The 16,186-nt window shown below is 62.0% G+C and carries 13 protein-coding genes and 1 tRNA gene; 6 read left to right on the forward strand and 8 right to left on the reverse strand.

What is annotated here, in order from left to right; genetic code table 11:
* Positions 1–7: 7 nt before the first annotated feature.
* Entirely contained in the window at positions 8–598 is a 591-nt protein-coding gene (locus tag QMO80_RS15375; RefSeq protein ID WP_283197332.1) for a YqaA family protein, read from the reverse strand.
* Between the two features lie 251 nt (positions 599–849).
* Between QMO80_RS15375 and QMO80_RS15380 the strand changes: the two genes are divergently transcribed.
* A complete protein-coding gene (locus QMO80_RS15380; RefSeq protein WP_283197333.1) occupies positions 850–1,134 on the forward strand; it encodes a hypothetical protein in 285 nt (94 codons plus the stop codon).
* A 174-nt stretch (positions 1,135–1,308) separates the two neighbouring features.
* On the opposite strand, the gene QMO80_RS15385 is transcribed toward QMO80_RS15380, so the two are convergent.
* On the reverse strand, positions 1,309–3,057 hold the full coding sequence (locus tag QMO80_RS15385) for a cation:proton antiporter (RefSeq protein ID WP_283197334.1): 1,749 nt from the start codon (positions 3,055–3,057) through the stop codon (positions 1,309–1,311).
* Between the two features lie 213 nt (positions 3,058–3,270).
* Here QMO80_RS15385 and QMO80_RS15390 point away from each other — a divergent pair, with 213 nt between their 5' ends.
* Complete coding sequence (locus tag QMO80_RS15390) at positions 3,271–3,555, forward strand: hypothetical protein (RefSeq protein ID WP_064840878.1); 285 nt, start codon at positions 3,271–3,273, stop codon at positions 3,553–3,555.
* A gap of 168 nt (positions 3,556–3,723) precedes the next feature.
* Positions 3,724–4,011, forward strand: coding sequence for a hypothetical protein (locus tag QMO80_RS15395; protein ID WP_085738536.1), 288 nt, complete (start codon positions 3,724–3,726; stop codon positions 4,009–4,011).
* 196 nt (positions 4,012–4,207) lie between these two features.
* On the opposite strand, the gene QMO80_RS15400 is transcribed toward QMO80_RS15395, so the two are convergent.
* Together QMO80_RS15400 and QMO80_RS15405 are read right to left on the reverse strand one after the other, a co-directional pair.
* Positions 4,208–4,292 (reverse strand) — tRNA-Leu (locus QMO80_RS15400).
* A 124-nt stretch (positions 4,293–4,416) separates the two neighbouring features.
* Positions 4,417–5,712: an MFS transporter gene (locus QMO80_RS15405; RefSeq protein ID WP_283197335.1), complete on the reverse strand. Its 1,296-nt coding sequence runs from the start codon at positions 5,710–5,712 to the stop codon at positions 4,417–4,419.
* 127 nt (positions 5,713–5,839) lie between these two features.
* On the opposite strand from QMO80_RS15405, the gene QMO80_RS15410 reads away from it, so the two are divergent.
* Positions 5,840–6,418 carry a TetR/AcrR family transcriptional regulator gene (locus QMO80_RS15410; protein ID WP_283197336.1) on the forward strand — a complete coding sequence of 193 codons (579 nt, stop codon included), beginning with the start codon at positions 5,840–5,842 and terminating at the stop codon, positions 6,416–6,418.
* An 83-nt stretch (positions 6,419–6,501) separates the two neighbouring features.
* Here the strand turns inward: QMO80_RS15410 and QMO80_RS15415 are convergent, their stop codons facing one another.
* Positions 6,502–7,482 carry an aldo/keto reductase gene (locus QMO80_RS15415; protein WP_283197337.1) on the reverse strand — a complete coding sequence of 327 codons (981 nt, stop codon included), beginning with the start codon at positions 7,480–7,482 and terminating at the stop codon, positions 6,502–6,504.
* A gap of 235 nt (positions 7,483–7,717) precedes the next feature.
* On the opposite strand from QMO80_RS15415, the gene QMO80_RS15420 reads away from it, so the two are divergent.
* Positions 7,718–9,349 carry an AMP-binding protein gene (locus QMO80_RS15420; protein WP_283197338.1) on the forward strand — a complete coding sequence of 544 codons (1,632 nt, stop codon included), beginning with the start codon at positions 7,718–7,720 and terminating at the stop codon, positions 9,347–9,349.
* On the opposite strand, the gene QMO80_RS15425 is transcribed toward QMO80_RS15420, so the two are convergent.
* The 3 genes from QMO80_RS15425 to secA form a co-directional block, all read right to left on the reverse strand.
* Positions 9,346–10,623, reverse strand: coding sequence for a GNAT family N-acetyltransferase (locus QMO80_RS15425; RefSeq protein WP_283197339.1), 1,278 nt, complete (start codon positions 10,621–10,623; stop codon positions 9,346–9,348). The genes QMO80_RS15420 and QMO80_RS15425 overlap by 4 nt on opposite strands.
* Entirely contained in the window at positions 10,624–12,039 is a 1,416-nt protein-coding gene (locus QMO80_RS15430; RefSeq protein WP_283197340.1) for a lipopolysaccharide biosynthesis protein, read from the reverse strand. It abuts the gene before it with no gap.
* Positions 12,040–12,218: 179 nt separating this feature from the next.
* A complete protein-coding gene (secA, locus tag QMO80_RS15435; RefSeq protein WP_283197341.1) occupies positions 12,219–14,936 on the reverse strand; it encodes a preprotein translocase subunit SecA in 2,718 nt (905 codons plus the stop codon).
* A 245-nt stretch (positions 14,937–15,181) separates the two neighbouring features.
* On the opposite strand from secA, the gene QMO80_RS15440 reads away from it, so the two are divergent.
* Complete coding sequence (locus tag QMO80_RS15440; RefSeq protein WP_012559103.1) at positions 15,182–16,063, forward strand: peptidylprolyl isomerase; 882 nt, start codon at positions 15,182–15,184, stop codon at positions 16,061–16,063.
* Positions 16,064–16,186 lie beyond the last annotated feature (123 nt).

Genomic DNA, 16,186 nt, shown 5'->3' on the forward strand with positions numbered 1-16,186 from the left:
AAATGCTTTAGTGAGCGAAAGAGCGGTAGCCGACATATAGCACAATCACCGTAGTGGCGCCGATGCCGACGATCTGGCCGAGGCGCTTCTCGATGAAATCACGGATCGGCTCGCCGTAGCGGCGCAGCAGCCAGGCGAGGAAGAGGAAACGCGCGCCGCGTGCAACAATCGCCGAAACAATGAAAAGACCCAGATTGACGTGAATGACGCCGGAGAGAATCGTGACGATCTTGATCGGCGGCAGATGCGCAAGACCCGATGTAACGAGCAGCAGCAGGATCCACTCGTAGGTGACATAGGCCTTCATGTCTTCGAAGGCGTCGAGCTTGCCGTAGAATTCGAGAACCGGCCGCGCCACCGTCTCAAAGGCGTAAAAGCCGAGCGCCCAGCCGGCGATGCCGCCGAGCACGGAAGCGATGGTCGCGATCAGCGCGTAGCGATAGGAGCGTTCCGGCTTGGCAAGCGCCATCGGCAGGAACAGCACATCGGCGGGGACGAGAAAGACGGAGCTTTCGACGAAGGCGATGACGGCGAGCCAGACTTCGGCCGATTTGCGCGCGGCCAGAGACATGGTCCAGTCGTAAAGTCTGCGAAGCATTCCATTCCCTTCCTGTTGCGGTGCAAAAAGCTTTAGGGGCCATGCGTGGCGCTGTAAATGCTCGCCCGTGTCCTTCGTGCCACCCGCCGCCTAAAAATTTCGTGATGCGGGGCCTCGCCGCCTCTCCCAAGATTTCACGGGATGGCGAATCGGCCATTCTGCAGCAAGCTGTCTCAGAGCATGATGCCGAAAATGTGGGCGGACGACATCATGCGCCAGCTGATGTGGGGCGACGTGCAGGGTGGCGTGAAATGTTCAAAGTGATCGAAGGCGGCCGCGGGCAGGCCGCGCAGATGGCTGAGCGGCCCGAAGAGGGCGGCAGGCCGAGCCGGGACGATGTGCGCCGCGAGGCGGCGCGGCGGCTGAGCGAGAGCGGCTATCATCCGTCGCGCATCCGGGAATTTGCGACCGGCGTGCCGATGCTGGCGTCGCTTAAATATCTGTCGCTGCAGATCGATTTCGCAGCCGAGAGCCTGTCGCGGCTCGACCCGATCCCGGAGGATTTCCGCGCCGACGGCTATTGGCCGGCCGGCTGAGGCGATCGCGCTAAAGCGCGTCGCGTCAAACTTGATTCATGCGACGCGCTTTAGGCCTTTGTTTTCAAGCATGTCGTTGCGGCAAAAGCGCTTCCCGCTTTGCCTGGGAAAAACCGCGGCACACTTTTGCGCGACATGCTTTATCGCAATTCCGAGACATGCATCGGTGTTGCGTCAGGAGAGGTCCATCGACTTTTCCCACTGCTGACGCAGGTCGTTCATTTCAGTGCGCTTCTGGGCCATTTCGCTGACGGCGGCGCGCAGATTGGGATGACGCGACATGAACATGTTGAAGTCGCGCCGTTCGAGCACCTCGAACTGGCAGAAGTCGACGGCGATGACGTCGGCGGTGCGCCGTCCGCCGCTCAAGAGCGCCATTTCGCCGAAGAAGGCGCCGGGTTCCAGGCGGATCGCGCCGCTCGCGAGCCGGACTTCCACCGCCCCCGAAGAAATGAAATACATGCCGTCGCCGCGGTCGCCGCGGCGGATAACGCGTTCGCCTGGTGGAGCGGATTTCGCCTTGAACAGCAGCAGCAGTTCCTCCTGCGCGTCTTCGTCGACCTCGGAGAACAACGGAAAAGTCTCGATCAGCTGCTGCATTTTAAGCTGATGCTCGCGCTCGCGCTCCTCGCCGAGCGCCCTGATCTTCTCCAGCTCCTTGCCGAGCGCTTTCTGCCGCTTCCTGCCGTAGCTTTCCCAAAGGGAGGGCCATTTTGCATGGGCAAATTTCTTCAACCCGTCGGTCGCCAGGATCACGATCGGGTTGAGCGTGATCGACAGGATCGCGGCGGCAAGGATCAGATCCTGGCCCTCATGCGGCAGCAGCCCGAGCGAGACGCCGAGGCCGGCGAGGATGAAGGAGAACTCACCGATCTGGGCAAGACCGCCGGCCAATGTCAGCCCCAGGCCGATCGGATAGCGCAGCAGCATGACGATCGCGAAAGTGATGATGCCCTTGCCGAGGATGACGAGCGCCAGCGCGCCGATCACCGCCAGCGGCTGGCGCACCAGGATAGACGGGTCGAAGAGCATGCCGACGGAGACGAAGAACAGCACGGAGAAGGCGTTCTGCAGCGGCAGCGAGTCGGCCGCCGCCCTGTGGCTGAGCTGGGATTCGCTCATGACGACGCCGGCAAAAAAGGCGCCGAGCGCAAAGGAGACGCCGAAGATTGCCGCCGAGCCGAAGGCGATGCCGAGCGCGATCGCCAGCACCGTCAGCGTGAACAGTTCGCGTGAGCCGGTGCGGGCGATCATCGTCAGCAGCCAGGGCACGATGCGCGGACCGAGGAAGATCGCCATGGCGGCGAAACCCGCCACCTTCAGGAGCGTCAGGCCGATCGTCAGCGCCAGGGAAAGTTCTCCGAGGCCGTGATTGGTGGTCGCGGCGGCGTTGCCGCCGAGAAGCTCGGCGAGCGCCGGCAGCAGCACCAGCGCCAGCACCATCACCAGATCCTCGACGATCAGCCAGCCGACGGCGACGCGCCCGCTTGGCGCGTTGACGAGATTGCGCTCCTCCAGCGCCTTCAGCAGAACGACGGTGCTGGCCACCGACAGGCTGAGGCCGAGGACGATGCCGGCGCCGAGGCTCCAGCCCCAGAGTTTGCAAAGGCCAATGCCCAACAGGGTGGCGAGGATAATCCGCCCGATCGCGCCCGGCACGGCGATCCCCCGCACGGCGAGCAGGTCGGAGGCGGAAAAATGCAGGCCGACGCCGAACATCAGCAGAATGACGCCCATTTCGGCGAGCTGGCCGGCAAGGGCGGTATCGGCGACGAAGCCCGGCGTGAACGGCCCCATCAGGATGCCGGCCATCAGGTAACCGACCAGCGGCGGCAGCCGCAGCCGGTCGGCGCCATAACCCAGGATCGCCGCGAAAACGAAACTGACGGCAACCGTCGCGATGAGCCCTACTTCCTGATGCACGTCCGACCCTTCCTGTGATAGCGGCGGCCACTCTGTACGAAGTGCAGGCAAAATTAAACAGTCGATTTGGCGGATGGCGGTGCGTTGTTCTCAATCGTTGCGATGAGGCGCAGAACTCGTCTGCTGTCGTCTGCGGCACGGTCGGGCGGCCGATGATGTTGGAACCAGTTGCGTCTTGTCTCGTTGGCCTTTCATCCAGAAAGGAGAAACGACATGCGGAAGATCATCCTGAATTGTACTGTGGCGGCCCTTGCCGCCTGCTCGTTTGCAGCGCCTGTTCTCGCCGACAGCGTCTATGTCAGGGAACGTTCCTATGATGACGGTTATCGTCATGAGCGGGTCAGACCCGGCATCACCATCAGCGAGCGTGGCGTTACTTTCGGCGCGGTGCGCGAACGCGAACACCGCCGCTATCGCGACAATGGCTGCGAAACCAGAAGCGTGACCCGCCAGACCGACGACGGCGAAGTGACCAAAACCGTCCGGCGTTGCAACTAACGAACAATCCGAAACAAAGACGAAGCCCGGTTCAAAGAGCCGGGTTTTCGCCTTTCATGGCGCCTATGGCCTCATTGCAGTGGTGAAACGCGTCCGTCGGTGTTATGAGCACGCCTTTGGTAGAAGCGCATTCCCAGCGCAAACACCGCCTGCACAGGATTTTCGAGTATGATTGAACTTACGCCGTCCCAGATCGCCGCACTGAAACTCGCCAGGGATGGAGACCTTTACCCTCAGCCGGCCAATAAATGGACGCATCAGAACGCGACGGTAACCTACGCGAAAAACGACCGTTGGAAAGAGCGGCCCCAGAAAATCAAATCGGTCACCGCCAAGACGCTGGGCGAGCTGAAGGAACCGGGTTTCCTCGAGCGGCGGCATCTCGATGACGACGGCGCAAAAGACGTCTACGGCATCACCATGGCCGGCAAGATGTGGCTGCTGAAGAACAAGTAGTTTTTTCGGATGCGAATTCGTTGCGAGCCTCCGCGTCAGTTTGCCGATGCGGAGGCACAGCTCAATTTCGAGATGATGGTGTTGCTGACCGGAGCGCCATCGAACCAGTCCGCCTTCGTTCCTGACGGAACTGCGGCGCGACAGCCTCCGCTCTGTGAGCTTCGGCTCGCCGAGCCGAAGCTCACAGAGCGGAGGCTGGTGCCCCATGCCGGGGTCGAACCAGCACTTCTTTCGAAACTCGATTTTGAGTCGAGCGCGTCTACCAATTCCGCCAATGGGGCAACGGAGTGAACGGGCGGCTGTCTAACATGCGAGCGCCCGCACGCGCAAGACGGGCAAGCGAAGTTATCAGACTGATCCGGTAGAGAGATCCGGCCTCGTGTCGAGGCCGGACGCTTTCTAATGTCAATGGGCGCCAGCAGGCGCCGGGGCGCTCAGGCCGGATTTCTTCAGCGTGATCGCCAGGATCGAGGCCAGCAGGCAGAAGGCGCCGGCGGCGAAGAAGGCGGGCAGATAGCTCGAAAGCTCCGTGCGCGACAGGCCGGCGCCATAGGCGGCGGTAGCCGCGCCCAGCTGATGGCCGGCAAAGACCCAGCCGAATACGAGGCCGGCCTTTTCGCGGCCGAAGCGGTCGGCGGCGATCTTGACGGTCGGCGGCACGGTGGCGATCCAGTCGAGGCCGTAGAAGACGGCAAAGATCGAGAGGCCGTAAAAGCTGAAGTCGCTGAAGGGCAGGTAGAGCAGCGACAGGCCGCGCAGACCGTAATACCAGAACAGCAGCCAGCGATTGTCGAAGCGGTCGGAGAGCCAGCCGGAGCCGATCGTGCCGAAGAAATCGAAGATGCCCATGACGGCGAGCACGCTGGCGGCGGCCACCGGCACGATGCCGAAATCGCCGCAGAGGGTGACGAAATGGGTCTGGATCAGGCCGTTGGTGCTGAGACCGCAGATGAAGAAGGTGGCAAACAGGATCCAGAAGGTCGATGTCCTGGAGATTTCCCTGAGCACAGTGATCGGCGTCATCAGCGCGACGCCGAGAGAGGTGCCTGCCGGCGGCGGCGTTACATGCGTTTCGCCGAGGGCGGGCAGGTTGAGGTCGGCCGGCCGGTCGCGCATGAAGGCCAGCACGGCAAGGGCTGCGACCATGATCATGGCGCAGACGAAAAACACCGTCGAGCGCCAGCCGTAGCGCTGCGTCAGCTCCGCCATCAGCGGCAGAAAGACGAGCTGGCCGGTGGCCGAACTCGCCGAGAGCATGCCGACGACAAGGCCGCGATGCTTGGTGAACCAGCGGGTGGAGATCGTCGCGGCGAGCACCATGGCCGTCAGGCCAGTGCCGAAGCCGACGACGATGCCCCAGAGCAGCAGCAGCTGCCACAGCGTGGTCATGAACAGCGAACCGATAAAGCCGGCGCCGATCAGCGCTAAGGCGAAGACGATGACCTTGCGCACGCCGAAATAATTCATGAAGGCGGCGGCGAACGGGCCCATGAAACCGAACAGGATCAGGCGGATGGCAAGGGCCGAGGAAATCTGCGAGGTCTCCCAGCCGAACTCGTCCTGCAGCGGCTTGATGAGCACGCCGGGTGCGCCCATGGCGCCGGCCGTGACCAGCATGGTGAGAAAGGTTGCGGCGACAACGACCCAGCCGTAGTGGATGTTACGCCGGGCAAGGGTAGAGGCAAGGGCTGTAGAGACCATGGGCGAAATTCCGTTGGATTCGGTTTCGGGAGAATAGAGGCCTGATTTACATGATGGTCATCATATTTCTTGCGTATTCATGATGGACGTCATATATTTTGTCAAGTGACTATTTCTGGAGATGAAAATGCGGGTCAGCCGCGAGAAATTTGCCGAAAACCGAGAGAAAATCCTGGGCGTTGCCGGCGTGCTCTTTCGCGAGAACGGTTTCGACGGGGTCGGCGTCGCCGACATCATGAAGGCGGCGGGGCTGACGCATGGCGGTTTTTACGGGCATTTCGCTTCGAAGGACGAGCTGGCGCTGGAGGTCAGCCGTAAGCTGATCGACAAGGTCGAAACGCGCTGGAAGGAGCATATCGCCAATTCTCCCGACCGGCCGCTGGAATCGCTTCTCGATCATTATATCCACTGGCGCACGGTCGACGATCCGGGCGGCAGCTGCGTCTTTGCGACGCTGATCCAGGAGGTGAGCCGCAGCCGCGGTGCGGTGCGCGCGGTCTTCAGCGACGGGCTCTCCGTGCTGGTCGACACGCTCGCCGATATCGTTCCCGGAAAGAGCGAAGAGGAACGCCGCGCCAATGCCGCCACCACCCTCTCCTCGATGATGGGCGCCGTCATCCTCGCCCGTGCGGTCGAGGACCGGGCGCTTGCCGAGCAGTTTCTGGTGACGATGCGCCGGCAGCTCGATCCCGGAAGCCGGACATAATTTCGGGAAGTTGCGGTTTCGATATCCCTCTCCGCGTCGACGGAGAGGGAACTGATTTGGCAAATGCCGGAACCCGCCGGCGACTATTTGAAGCCGGCGACGGCGTGCGGGATGTAGGGTGCTTCCAGTGCGGCCACTTCTTCGGTGGTGAGCTTGACCGAGAGCGAGGCAACCGCGTCGCTGAGGTGGTTGGGTTTGGAAGCGCCGATGATCGGGGCGGTCACGGCACTCTTCTGCAGGATCCAGGCGGTTGCCACCTGGGCGCGGGAGATGCCGCGGGCCCTGGCGATCTGGGCCACCGCCTCGACGATTCTGCGGTCGGCATCGACGGACTGTGTGTAAAGCGTCTTGCCGAATTCGTCGGTTTCGCTGCGCGCCGTCGCCTCGTCCCAGTCGCGGGTGAGGCGGCCGCGGGCAAGCGGGCTCCATGGGATGACGGCGATCTTCTGATCCTCGCAGAGCGGCAGCATTTCACGCTCTTCCTCGCGGTAGAGCAGGTTCAGGTGGTCCTGCATGCTGACGAATTCGCTCCAGCCGTTCAGCCTGGAGACGTAGAGCGCCTTGGCGAATTGCCAAGCATACATGGAGGAGGCGCCGATATACCGCGCCTTGCCCGATTTGACGACGTCGTGCAGCGCCTCAAGCGTTTCCTCGATCGGCGTCGTATAGTCGAAGCGATGGATCTGGTAGAGGTCGACATAGTCTGTGCCGAGGCGGCGCAGGCTGTTGTCGATCTCGTCGAAGATCGCCTTGCGCGACAGGCCGGCGCCATTCGGGCCCGGCCGCATGCGGTTGAACACTTTCGTCGCCAGCACGATGTCCTCGCGCTTGGCGAAATCTTTTATGGCGCGTCCGACGATCTCTTCCGAGGAACCGTTGGAATAGGTGTTGGCGGTGTCGAGGAAATTGATGCCGAGGTCGATCGCCTGCCGGATCATTGCCCGGCTTTCTTCTTCGCGCAGGCTCCAGGCATGATTGCCGCGGCCGGGATCGCCGAAGGTCATGCAGCCGAGGCAGATTTTCGAGACTTCGAGGCCGGTCTTGCCAAATTTTGCATATTCCATGAAACGACTCCGTGATGAATTCGATGATCCAATCCAATGCCCCCGGGCGGCTTTCCATGATCTAGCGCGGAAACCGGCAAAGTCGCAGGGCGCCCGGCGAAGAATCGGTTCTGCGATGCGCACAACAATGCGTGATGGGCTTTGAAACCGGGTCTGTCATCGCCTTCAGGACCGGTCGCTTGCGCAATTGCAGCACAAGGTGTTAGCTGGTGCAGCATTTCATTGGATTTCGACTATGATACTGCCGTCCCATGATCGCTACGACGATCTCTATCGCGATTTCTCGTGGCGGATTCCCGAGGATTTCAATATCGGCCGCGCCGTCAGCGACGACTGGGCGGCGAGGGCGCCCGATCAGGTCTGCCTCGAACATTTCAGCCCGGATGGCGATCACCGCAGTCTGACCTATCGCGCCCTCGCCGACCGGTCCTCGGCCTTTGCAAATGCGCTGGTTTCGCTTGGGATTAAACGCGGCGATCGGGTCGCGCTGCTCTTGCCGCAATCCTTCGAAACGGTGATCGCGCATGTGGCGATCTACAAGACCGGCGCGATCGCGCTGCCGCTGGCGCTGCTCTTCGGTGTCGAGGCGCTGGAATACCGGCTGAAGGCGGCAGGGGTCACCGCCGTCGTCACCAATGGCTTCGGTCTCGAACGCATCCGCCGGATCCGCGAGCGCCTGCCGATGCTGAAGCATGTCGTCAGCATCGACGGGGCGAGCACCGATGCGGCCGGCTTCGGCGAACTGGTGGACGGCCATTCCCCGGCCTTCGACACTGTCGAGACCGGCCCGGACGATCCGGCGTTGATGATTTTCACCTCGGGAACGACGGGGCCGCCGAAGGGTGCGCTGCATGGCCACCGTGTCCTGCCCGGCCATATTCCCGGCATGCAGTTTGCCCATGAGGGTTTTCCGGAAGCGGGCGACAAGGTCTGGACGCCGTCCGACTGGGCTTGGGCGGGCGGGCTGCTCAACGCGCTGCTGCCGAGCCTTCTGCTCGGGGTTCCCGTCGTCTCGTCGCCGGCGCAGAAATTCGATGCCGACATGGCCTACCGCATCATGGCCGAGATGAAGGTGCGCAACGCCTTCATTCCGCCGACGGCATTGAGGCTGATGCGATCGGTTGCCGATCCGCGCTCGAAATACGATCTGGTGCTGCGCACCATCGGCTCGGCCGGGGAGGCGCTCGGCCGCGAGACCTATGAATGGGCGCAGCGCGTGCTCGGCATCACGGTCAATGAATTCTACGGCCAGACGGAGTGCAATTTCGTGCTCTCGTCGAGCGCTGCCTATGGCGTGACCGAGGCCGGTGCCATCGGCCGGGCGGTGCCGGGGCATCGCGTGGCGATCGTCGATGAGGCCGGTGTCGAATTGCCAGTCGGCGAACCGGGCCAGATCGCCATCGCCAGTCCCGATCCCGTCATGTTCCTCGGCTATTGGGATGATGCGGCGGCGACGGCGCGAAAATTCGCCAAAGGCTGGCTGCTCACCGGCGATATCGGCCGGCAGGATGCCGATGGTTACGTCACCTTCGAAGGCCGCGACGACGACGTCATCACCTCGTCGGGATATCGCATCGGCCCGGCCGAAATCGAGGATTGCCTGATCGGCCATCCCGCCGTGCAGCTTGCCGCCGCCGTCGGCAAACCCGATGCCGTGCGCACCGAGATCGTCAAGGCCTATATCGTGCTGTCGCCAGGCCATCAGCCAAGTCAGGCGCTGGCCGCCGATATCAGGGAATGGGTGAAGACACGGCTTTCAATGCACGAATATCCGCGCGAGGTAGAATTCATCGATGCCTTGCCGCTGACGACCACCGGCAAGGTGATCCGCCGGCTGCTGCGCGAGAGGGCGGCTGGCGAAGTTTAACCCCGGCCGGCGAGCGACATGATCTTTTCGCGCAGCATCTTCGCCATGTTGCGGGTGCTGCGGTACATGTGAAGCTGGGCTGAGACCTGGCGCATGTCGCGGTCGCTGTTCTGCGTCAGGCCGATCACCAGCGTTCCCATCTCCTCGCGCTCCTGCCAGAAGCGGCTCATGATCGGATGATCCGAGACGGCGCAGGAATCGGAGCGGACGATATTGGCGTCGTCGAGGTGCCATTCGGTGAGTTCGCTCATCAGCAGCTTGCCCGGCGAATAGCGGGCATAGTTCTCGTCATAGGCGGTTTTCCAGGTATAGGCTTCGCCCCCCATCATCAGCACGACGATGGCGGCGATCGCCTTGCCGTTGAGATCGATCGTGTGAATACGCACGGCGTCGACGGCGGCAAGGTTGGACACCGCCTCGCGGGCGAAGGCGGTATGATAGCGATCGGTGACGAGGGCGCTGCGCCGCTTGCCCTTCCAGCCGCCGGCTTCCATCGCCAGGAATTCCTCGAAGCGGATATGGATTTCGCGGGGCTGGCGGGCGACGGCGTAAACCGCCGTTCCCTGTTCCTCCAGCAGACGCCATTGGCGGCGCATCTCGCGCATATGCGAGGAAGAGATGGTGCGGCCGAGATAGGCCGGCGCCTCTTCGTCGCTCTGCAGCATCGGGCGCAAATAGGGATTGGTGACGGTGACGGGGAGATTGCGGCTGAGCGCCACCGCCTTGACCATGCGCACGAAGATACCGTTCAGCCTCAGATCCGGCAGAACCACGATGCCGGGCAGATTGAGGTCGCGCGCCGTCAGTCCCTCGAAGAGATTGTCGAGTGTCTCGGCGGCATCCTCGCTGTCGACGAGCGGCGTGCCGAGCGGGCCGAAGCTGTTCGACCAGCCGCGGATGATCGACGGGCCGACGGCAAAACCGGGCTTGTCGACCGAAAACGGCAGCAGAAAACGCATGCGGCTGCGGCCCGCATTGTGGTCGCGGATCAGGGCGAAGTTCACCTGCCGGTCTTCGAGCCGCGGCATGGCGGGCGCCAGGAAACGGCCGGAGAAAAAGACGTTCGGCTCCATCGCCCGGTTGGAGAGAAAGTCGAGCTCTTCCTGAAGGTCATAGCCGAGCTTGCCGGGATAGAGGCAGAGTTCGCGGCCCGGCCGGCCGACCTCGGCGCGCGCCTCGGCTCGCGGTGCTTCGAAATGCAGCGCGGCGAGATCATGCACCATGCGGTTGGCAATGCTGTCGGTGCTTTCGGTAACGGGAGGAATACGCACCATCTATCGAACTCTCATTTCTGGCGTTGCGGCGGAGGGGCTGGCGAAGGCAAAAAGGACGATGCCGAGCGAGCGGCGAACGGCAAGATGCAGCAGGATTGCCTCGACCGCCATGGCCGAAGCCGTGGCGATCGCGGTGCCTTCGATGCCGTAATGCGGGATCAAAGCAAGGTTGAGGCCGACATTGGCCGCCAGCGCGCCGGCGTAGAGCGCGACGCAGAGATTCTGCTTGCCGGCCATCATCAGCAGCGTTTCGGCCGGGCCGACCAAAGACTTGGCGAGGATGCCGGCAAGCAGGATCGCCATGACCAGATAACCCGATGTAAAGGCGCCGCCGAAGAGCGACAGCAGAAGATGGCCGGCGGCAAGCACCACAAGGCCGACGCCGAGTGCGGGCCAGAAGGTCCAGCGGGCGGCGTCGATCGCAGCAGTCGCCAGCTGCGCATGGTCGCCTTCGGCGATGATCGAGGAAAAGCGCGGGCCGGAGGCGGCCTTGACCGAGAAATTGATGAAATGCACCAGCGCCATCGTCTTGGCGGCGGCGAAGTAGATGGCGACGTCGTGCGGCTCGAGGAAGATGCCGACGACGACGACATCGGAATTGGTGAGCAGGAAGCTCACGCCCTCGATCAGAAAAATCGGAAAGGCGACGCTGAACCAGGCGAGGAAATCGACCTTGCGCGGGCCTTCGTCATAATGCCGGCGAAGGCGGTAGAGCGTTACGGCATACTGGCCGAGCGCGGTGACGAAGGTCGCGGCGAGCGCTGCCTGCATGGCGGTGACGGCCGTATGCTCGGCGCCGATGGCAATGGCGATCAGCATGAAGAGGATGATCAGGATCGGCCGGACGATATAGACCGGGCCAAGCGCCATCACCGGCCAGTGGTTTGCCCGCGACGTGCCTTCCAGAATGTCGCCGAGCGCGATCATCGGCATGGCAAGCAGGCCGAGGAAGATCGGGACGAGATAATAGACCTGGATCATGTCGCCGAAGAAATGCAGCCCGAGCATGCCGGCGGCGAGCACCGCCGTGCCCGAAAGCAGCGCGAAGATGCGCGCCGTGCCGGTGAGGCCGCGGATTTCCTCAAAAGCGCCGGCTGCCCTGTATTGCGGCAGGAAGCGGATGATCGCCGTGTGGAAACCAAGACATGAGAGATCGCCGAAGACGACGACCAGCACCCAGACGAAAACGAAGATGCCATATTCATATTCGCCCATCAGCCGGGCAAGCACGATCTGGGAGATGAAGGCGAGGGCTGCGCTGAGGATGCGGATCGAAAAGGCGGTCAGCGCCATGCGCTGAGCGGCCGCCTTCTCACCACGTTCGGTGAGCACGGCCGCAAGCATGCGCAGCGTGCGGCCGCCGATCGGGCGCAGGCCCGCGGGCAGCATCTTTTCCGCTGTTTCTATGACCGCCATGATGAACACGCAAAACTCTGAAGGTCAGGCAAATCGTCCCGAAGTCTTGACAGAACAGGGTTAAGAAACGGTTCCGGATCGGGCTTGTCACCGACGCTGAAATCGCGGTTTTCCAGCGTTGCCGCGGAAAAGAAAAATGCCGCCCGAAGGCGGCATTTTCACGATCTTTTCGGCTTGCTTCAGACCTGCTCGAAGGCGCCGTGGCAATGCTTGTATTTCTTGCCGGAACCGCAGGGGCAGGTCTCGTTGCGGCCGACCTTGCCCCAGGTGGCCGGGTCATCCGGATTGCGGTTCTCAGGCGAAACGATGACTTCCGATGCCTGGTAGATCGCCGGGGCGAAATCATCCTCGCCGGTGGTCGGATCGAGGTGATGGGCCTGCATCAGCGGCGGTTCCGGTTCGGCAGGGGCCTGCTGCACCAGCTCGACGCGCATCAGCTGGGCGGTCACGGCCTCGCGCAGATTGTTGAGGAGGCCCGTGAACAGCTCGAAGGCTTCCGACTTGTATTCCTGCAGCGGATCCCGCTGGGCATAGCCGCGGAAGCCGATGACGGAGCGCAGATGGTCGAGATTGACGATGTGCTCGCGCCAGAGATGATCGAGCGTCTGCATGACGATCGAGCGTTCGACATAATGCATGATGTCGTCGCCGAAACGCTCGGCCTTTTCGGTGAAAGCGGCGTTGGTGGCTTGCGTCAGGCGCTCGCGGATATCGTCTTCGCCGATGCCTTCTTCCTTCACCCAGTCGTCGATCGGCAGGTCGAGATTGAGTATGTTCAAGGCACCGGTCTTCAGGCCGGCGGCATCCCATTGTTCGGCATAGGCGCGCTCGGGGATATGCTTGTCGACCATGTCCTCGATCACCTCACGGCGCATATCGGAAACGGTCTCGGAAATATTGGTCGATTCCATCAGTTCGAGGCGCTGCTCGAAGATCACCTTGCGCTGATCGTTGAGAACGTCGTCATACTTCAGGAGGTTCTTGCGGATATCGAAGTTGCGGGCTTCGACCTTCTTCTGGGCGCGCTCCAGGGCCTTGTTGATCCAGGGATGGACGATCGCCTCGCCCTCCTTGAGGCCGAGCTTGGTCAGCATGCTGTCCATGCGGTCGGAGCCGAAGATGCGCATCAGGTCGTCCTGAAGCGAAAGGTAGAATTTCGAGCGGCCGGGGTCGCCCTGACGGCCGGAGCGGCCGCGCAGCTGGTTGTCGATGCGGCGGCTTTCATGGCGTTCGGTGGCGATGACGTAGAGACCGCCGGCGGCGAGCGCCTTCTGCTTGAGTTCCTTGATCTCCTCGACGATCGCCTGGATCCGGGCTTCCCGCTCCGGACCGGCTTCGACTTCGCCGAGTTCGCGCTCGATGCGCATGTCGAGGTTGCCGCCGAGCTGGATGTCGGTACCGCGGCCGGCCATATTGGTGGCGATCGTGATGGCCCCCGGTACGCCGGCCTGGGCGACGATATAGGCTTCCTGCTCGTGATAACGGGCATTCAGCACCTGGAAGTCGTCGAAGCCCTGCTTGCGCAGGCGCTCGGCGAGCAGTTCGGATTTCTCGATCGAGGTGGTGCCGACCAGCACCGGCTGGCCGCGTTTATGGGCGTCGAGGATCTCCTCGATGATCGCCTTGAACTTTTCGTCGAAGGTCCGGTAAACCTCGTCGTCCTCGTCGATACGCTTGATCGGCAGGTTGGTCGGGACCTCGATGACGTCGAGATTGTAGATATTGCCGAATTCTTCCGCTTCCGTCTGCGCCGTGCCGGTCATGCCGGCGAGCTTGGCGTACATGCGGAAATAATTCTGGAAGGTGATCGAGGCCAGCGTCTGGTTTTCCGGCTGGATCTGCACCTTTTCCTTGGCTTCGAGCGCCTGGTGCTGGCCCTCCGAATAACGGCGGCCCGGCATCATGCGGCCGGTGAACTCGTCGATGATGACGACTTCGTCGTTGCGGACGATATAGTCCTTGTCGCGCTGGAAGAGCTTGTGGGCCTTCAGCGCGTTGTTGACGTGGTGGACGATCGCGACATTCTCGATGTCGTAGAGCGCGTTGCCCTTCAGGAGGCCGGCCTGGCGGAGCAGGTTCTCCAGCTTCTCGGTGCCCTCTTCGGAGAAGTTGGCCGAGCGCTGCTTCTCGTCGATCTCGTAATCGCTGGGTACGAGCAGCGGAATGAAGGCGTCGATCGTATTGTAGAGTTCGGAGCGGTCGTCGAGCGGACCGGAGATGATCAGCGGCGTGCGCGCCTCGTCGACGAGGATCGAGTCCACTTCGTCGACGATTGCGAAGTTGTGGCCGCGCTGGACCATCTGGTTCTTCTCATACTTCATGTTATCGCGCAGATAATCGAAGCCGAGTTCGTTGTTGGTGGCGTAGGTGATGTCGCAGGCATAGGCCGCGTGGCGTTCCTCGTCGGACAGGCCGTGGACGATGACGCCGGTGGTCATGCCGAGGAAGCCGTAGATGCGGCCCATGGTCGCGGCATCGCGCTGGGCGAGATAATCGTTGACGGTGACGACGTGCACGCCCTTGCCGGAAAGCGCGTTCAGATAGACCGGCAGGGTGGCGACGAGGGTCTTGCCTTCGCCGGTCTTCATTTCGGCGATCGCATTCGAATGCAGGATCATGCCGCCGACCAGCTGTACGTCAAAAGGCCGCAGGCCGAGAACGCGGCGCGAGGCTTCGCGCACGACTGCGAAGGCCGGGATCAGAATGTCGTCGAGCGTCTTGCCCTCGGCGAGCAGAGCGCGAAACTCCACGGTCTTTGCCGCGAGCTGCTCGTCCGTCAGGGCCTTGGTCTTCTCTTCGATAGAGTTGATGGCAGCGACGTTCGGCTGGAAAGACCGCACGCGGCGGTCATTGGAGGACCCAAATAACTTGCGGGCTATACCGCCAAAGCTGACCATATGACTGGTCCTTTCTCAATATTCATCCCCGGCGTTTGTTGTTCGCGGCCCAGCCGAAAATCAGGCGCGCGCCTTAAAACGCCCGGAAACTGTTCTGGACGCGAGGTTGCGTGACAGATAAGAGGGGGGTCGAATGATGTCAACGGATTTGGCGGATACAGAAAGGCCACAATCCGGTGTTGATGGCTATTTTGGGCCGATTCAGGCGATGCTGAAAGCGGCGATGTAACTGTGAAGGGTATTTCATGTTGAGCACCAACAAACTTGCCGTTCTGGCGTTCGCAACTTTTGTTGCGCTCCAGGCCCCGGCCTATGCCGATGACGCCGTCATCGCCAAGGTCGGCAATCTGGAGATTCACCAGTCGGAACTCGACCTTGCCGTCGCCAATCTCGATCCGCAGCTGGCGCAGCTTCCCGATGATCAGAAGAAGGTCGCAGCCCTTTCCGCCGCCATCGACGTGAAGCTGCTCGCCGCCGACGCTGCGGCCGAGAAGCTCGATCAGACCGACGAATTCAAGAAGCGCATGCAGTATCTCACCGATCGCGAGCTGCACAACGCCTACTTCAAGAAGCATGTCGTCGACATCGTGACGCCTGAAGAAGTCAAGGCCCGCTACGACAAGGAAGTCGCCGCCCTGCCGAAGCAGGAGGAAGTCCACGCCCGCCATATCCTCGTCAAGACCGAGGACGAAGCCAAGGACATCATCAAGCAGCTCGACGCCGGCAAGGATTTCGCCGAACTCGCCAAGGAAAAGTCCACCGATCCGAACAAGTCGGAAGGCGGCGACCTCGGCTATTTCTCGCGCGGCCGCATGGTCAAGGAATTCGAGGACGCGGCCTTCGCGCTTGAAAAGGGCACCTATTCCAAGACTCCTGTTAAAACCGATTTCGGCTATCACGTCATCAAGGTCGAGGATAAGCGCGACGCCCCGCCGCCGCCCTTCGAGCAGGTGCAGGATCAGGTTCGTCAGCTCGTCATGCGCGACAAGTATCTTGAGCTTCTGAACAAGGCAAAGGCCTCGGCCAAGATCGAAATCAGCGACGAGACGCTGCGCAAGGGTTACGACCAGGCCAACAAGCAGCCGGAGCCCGGCAGTGAGCCCGTCGCGCCGGCGCCGAAGCAGTAATAATCGCACAGGGGCCCGGTTTTTCCGGGCCCTTTACTGCATAATTCCTTAAATCGGAATCGATTTAAGGGCAAAATTATGCAGCAATTTTAAAGTGTTACAGCGTCCTTTGCGCGTCTGAAA

Origin of the sequence: Rhizobium sp. BT03, assembly GCF_030053155.1 — a bacterium.
Lineage (GTDB): Bacteria > Pseudomonadota > Alphaproteobacteria > Rhizobiales > Rhizobiaceae > Rhizobium.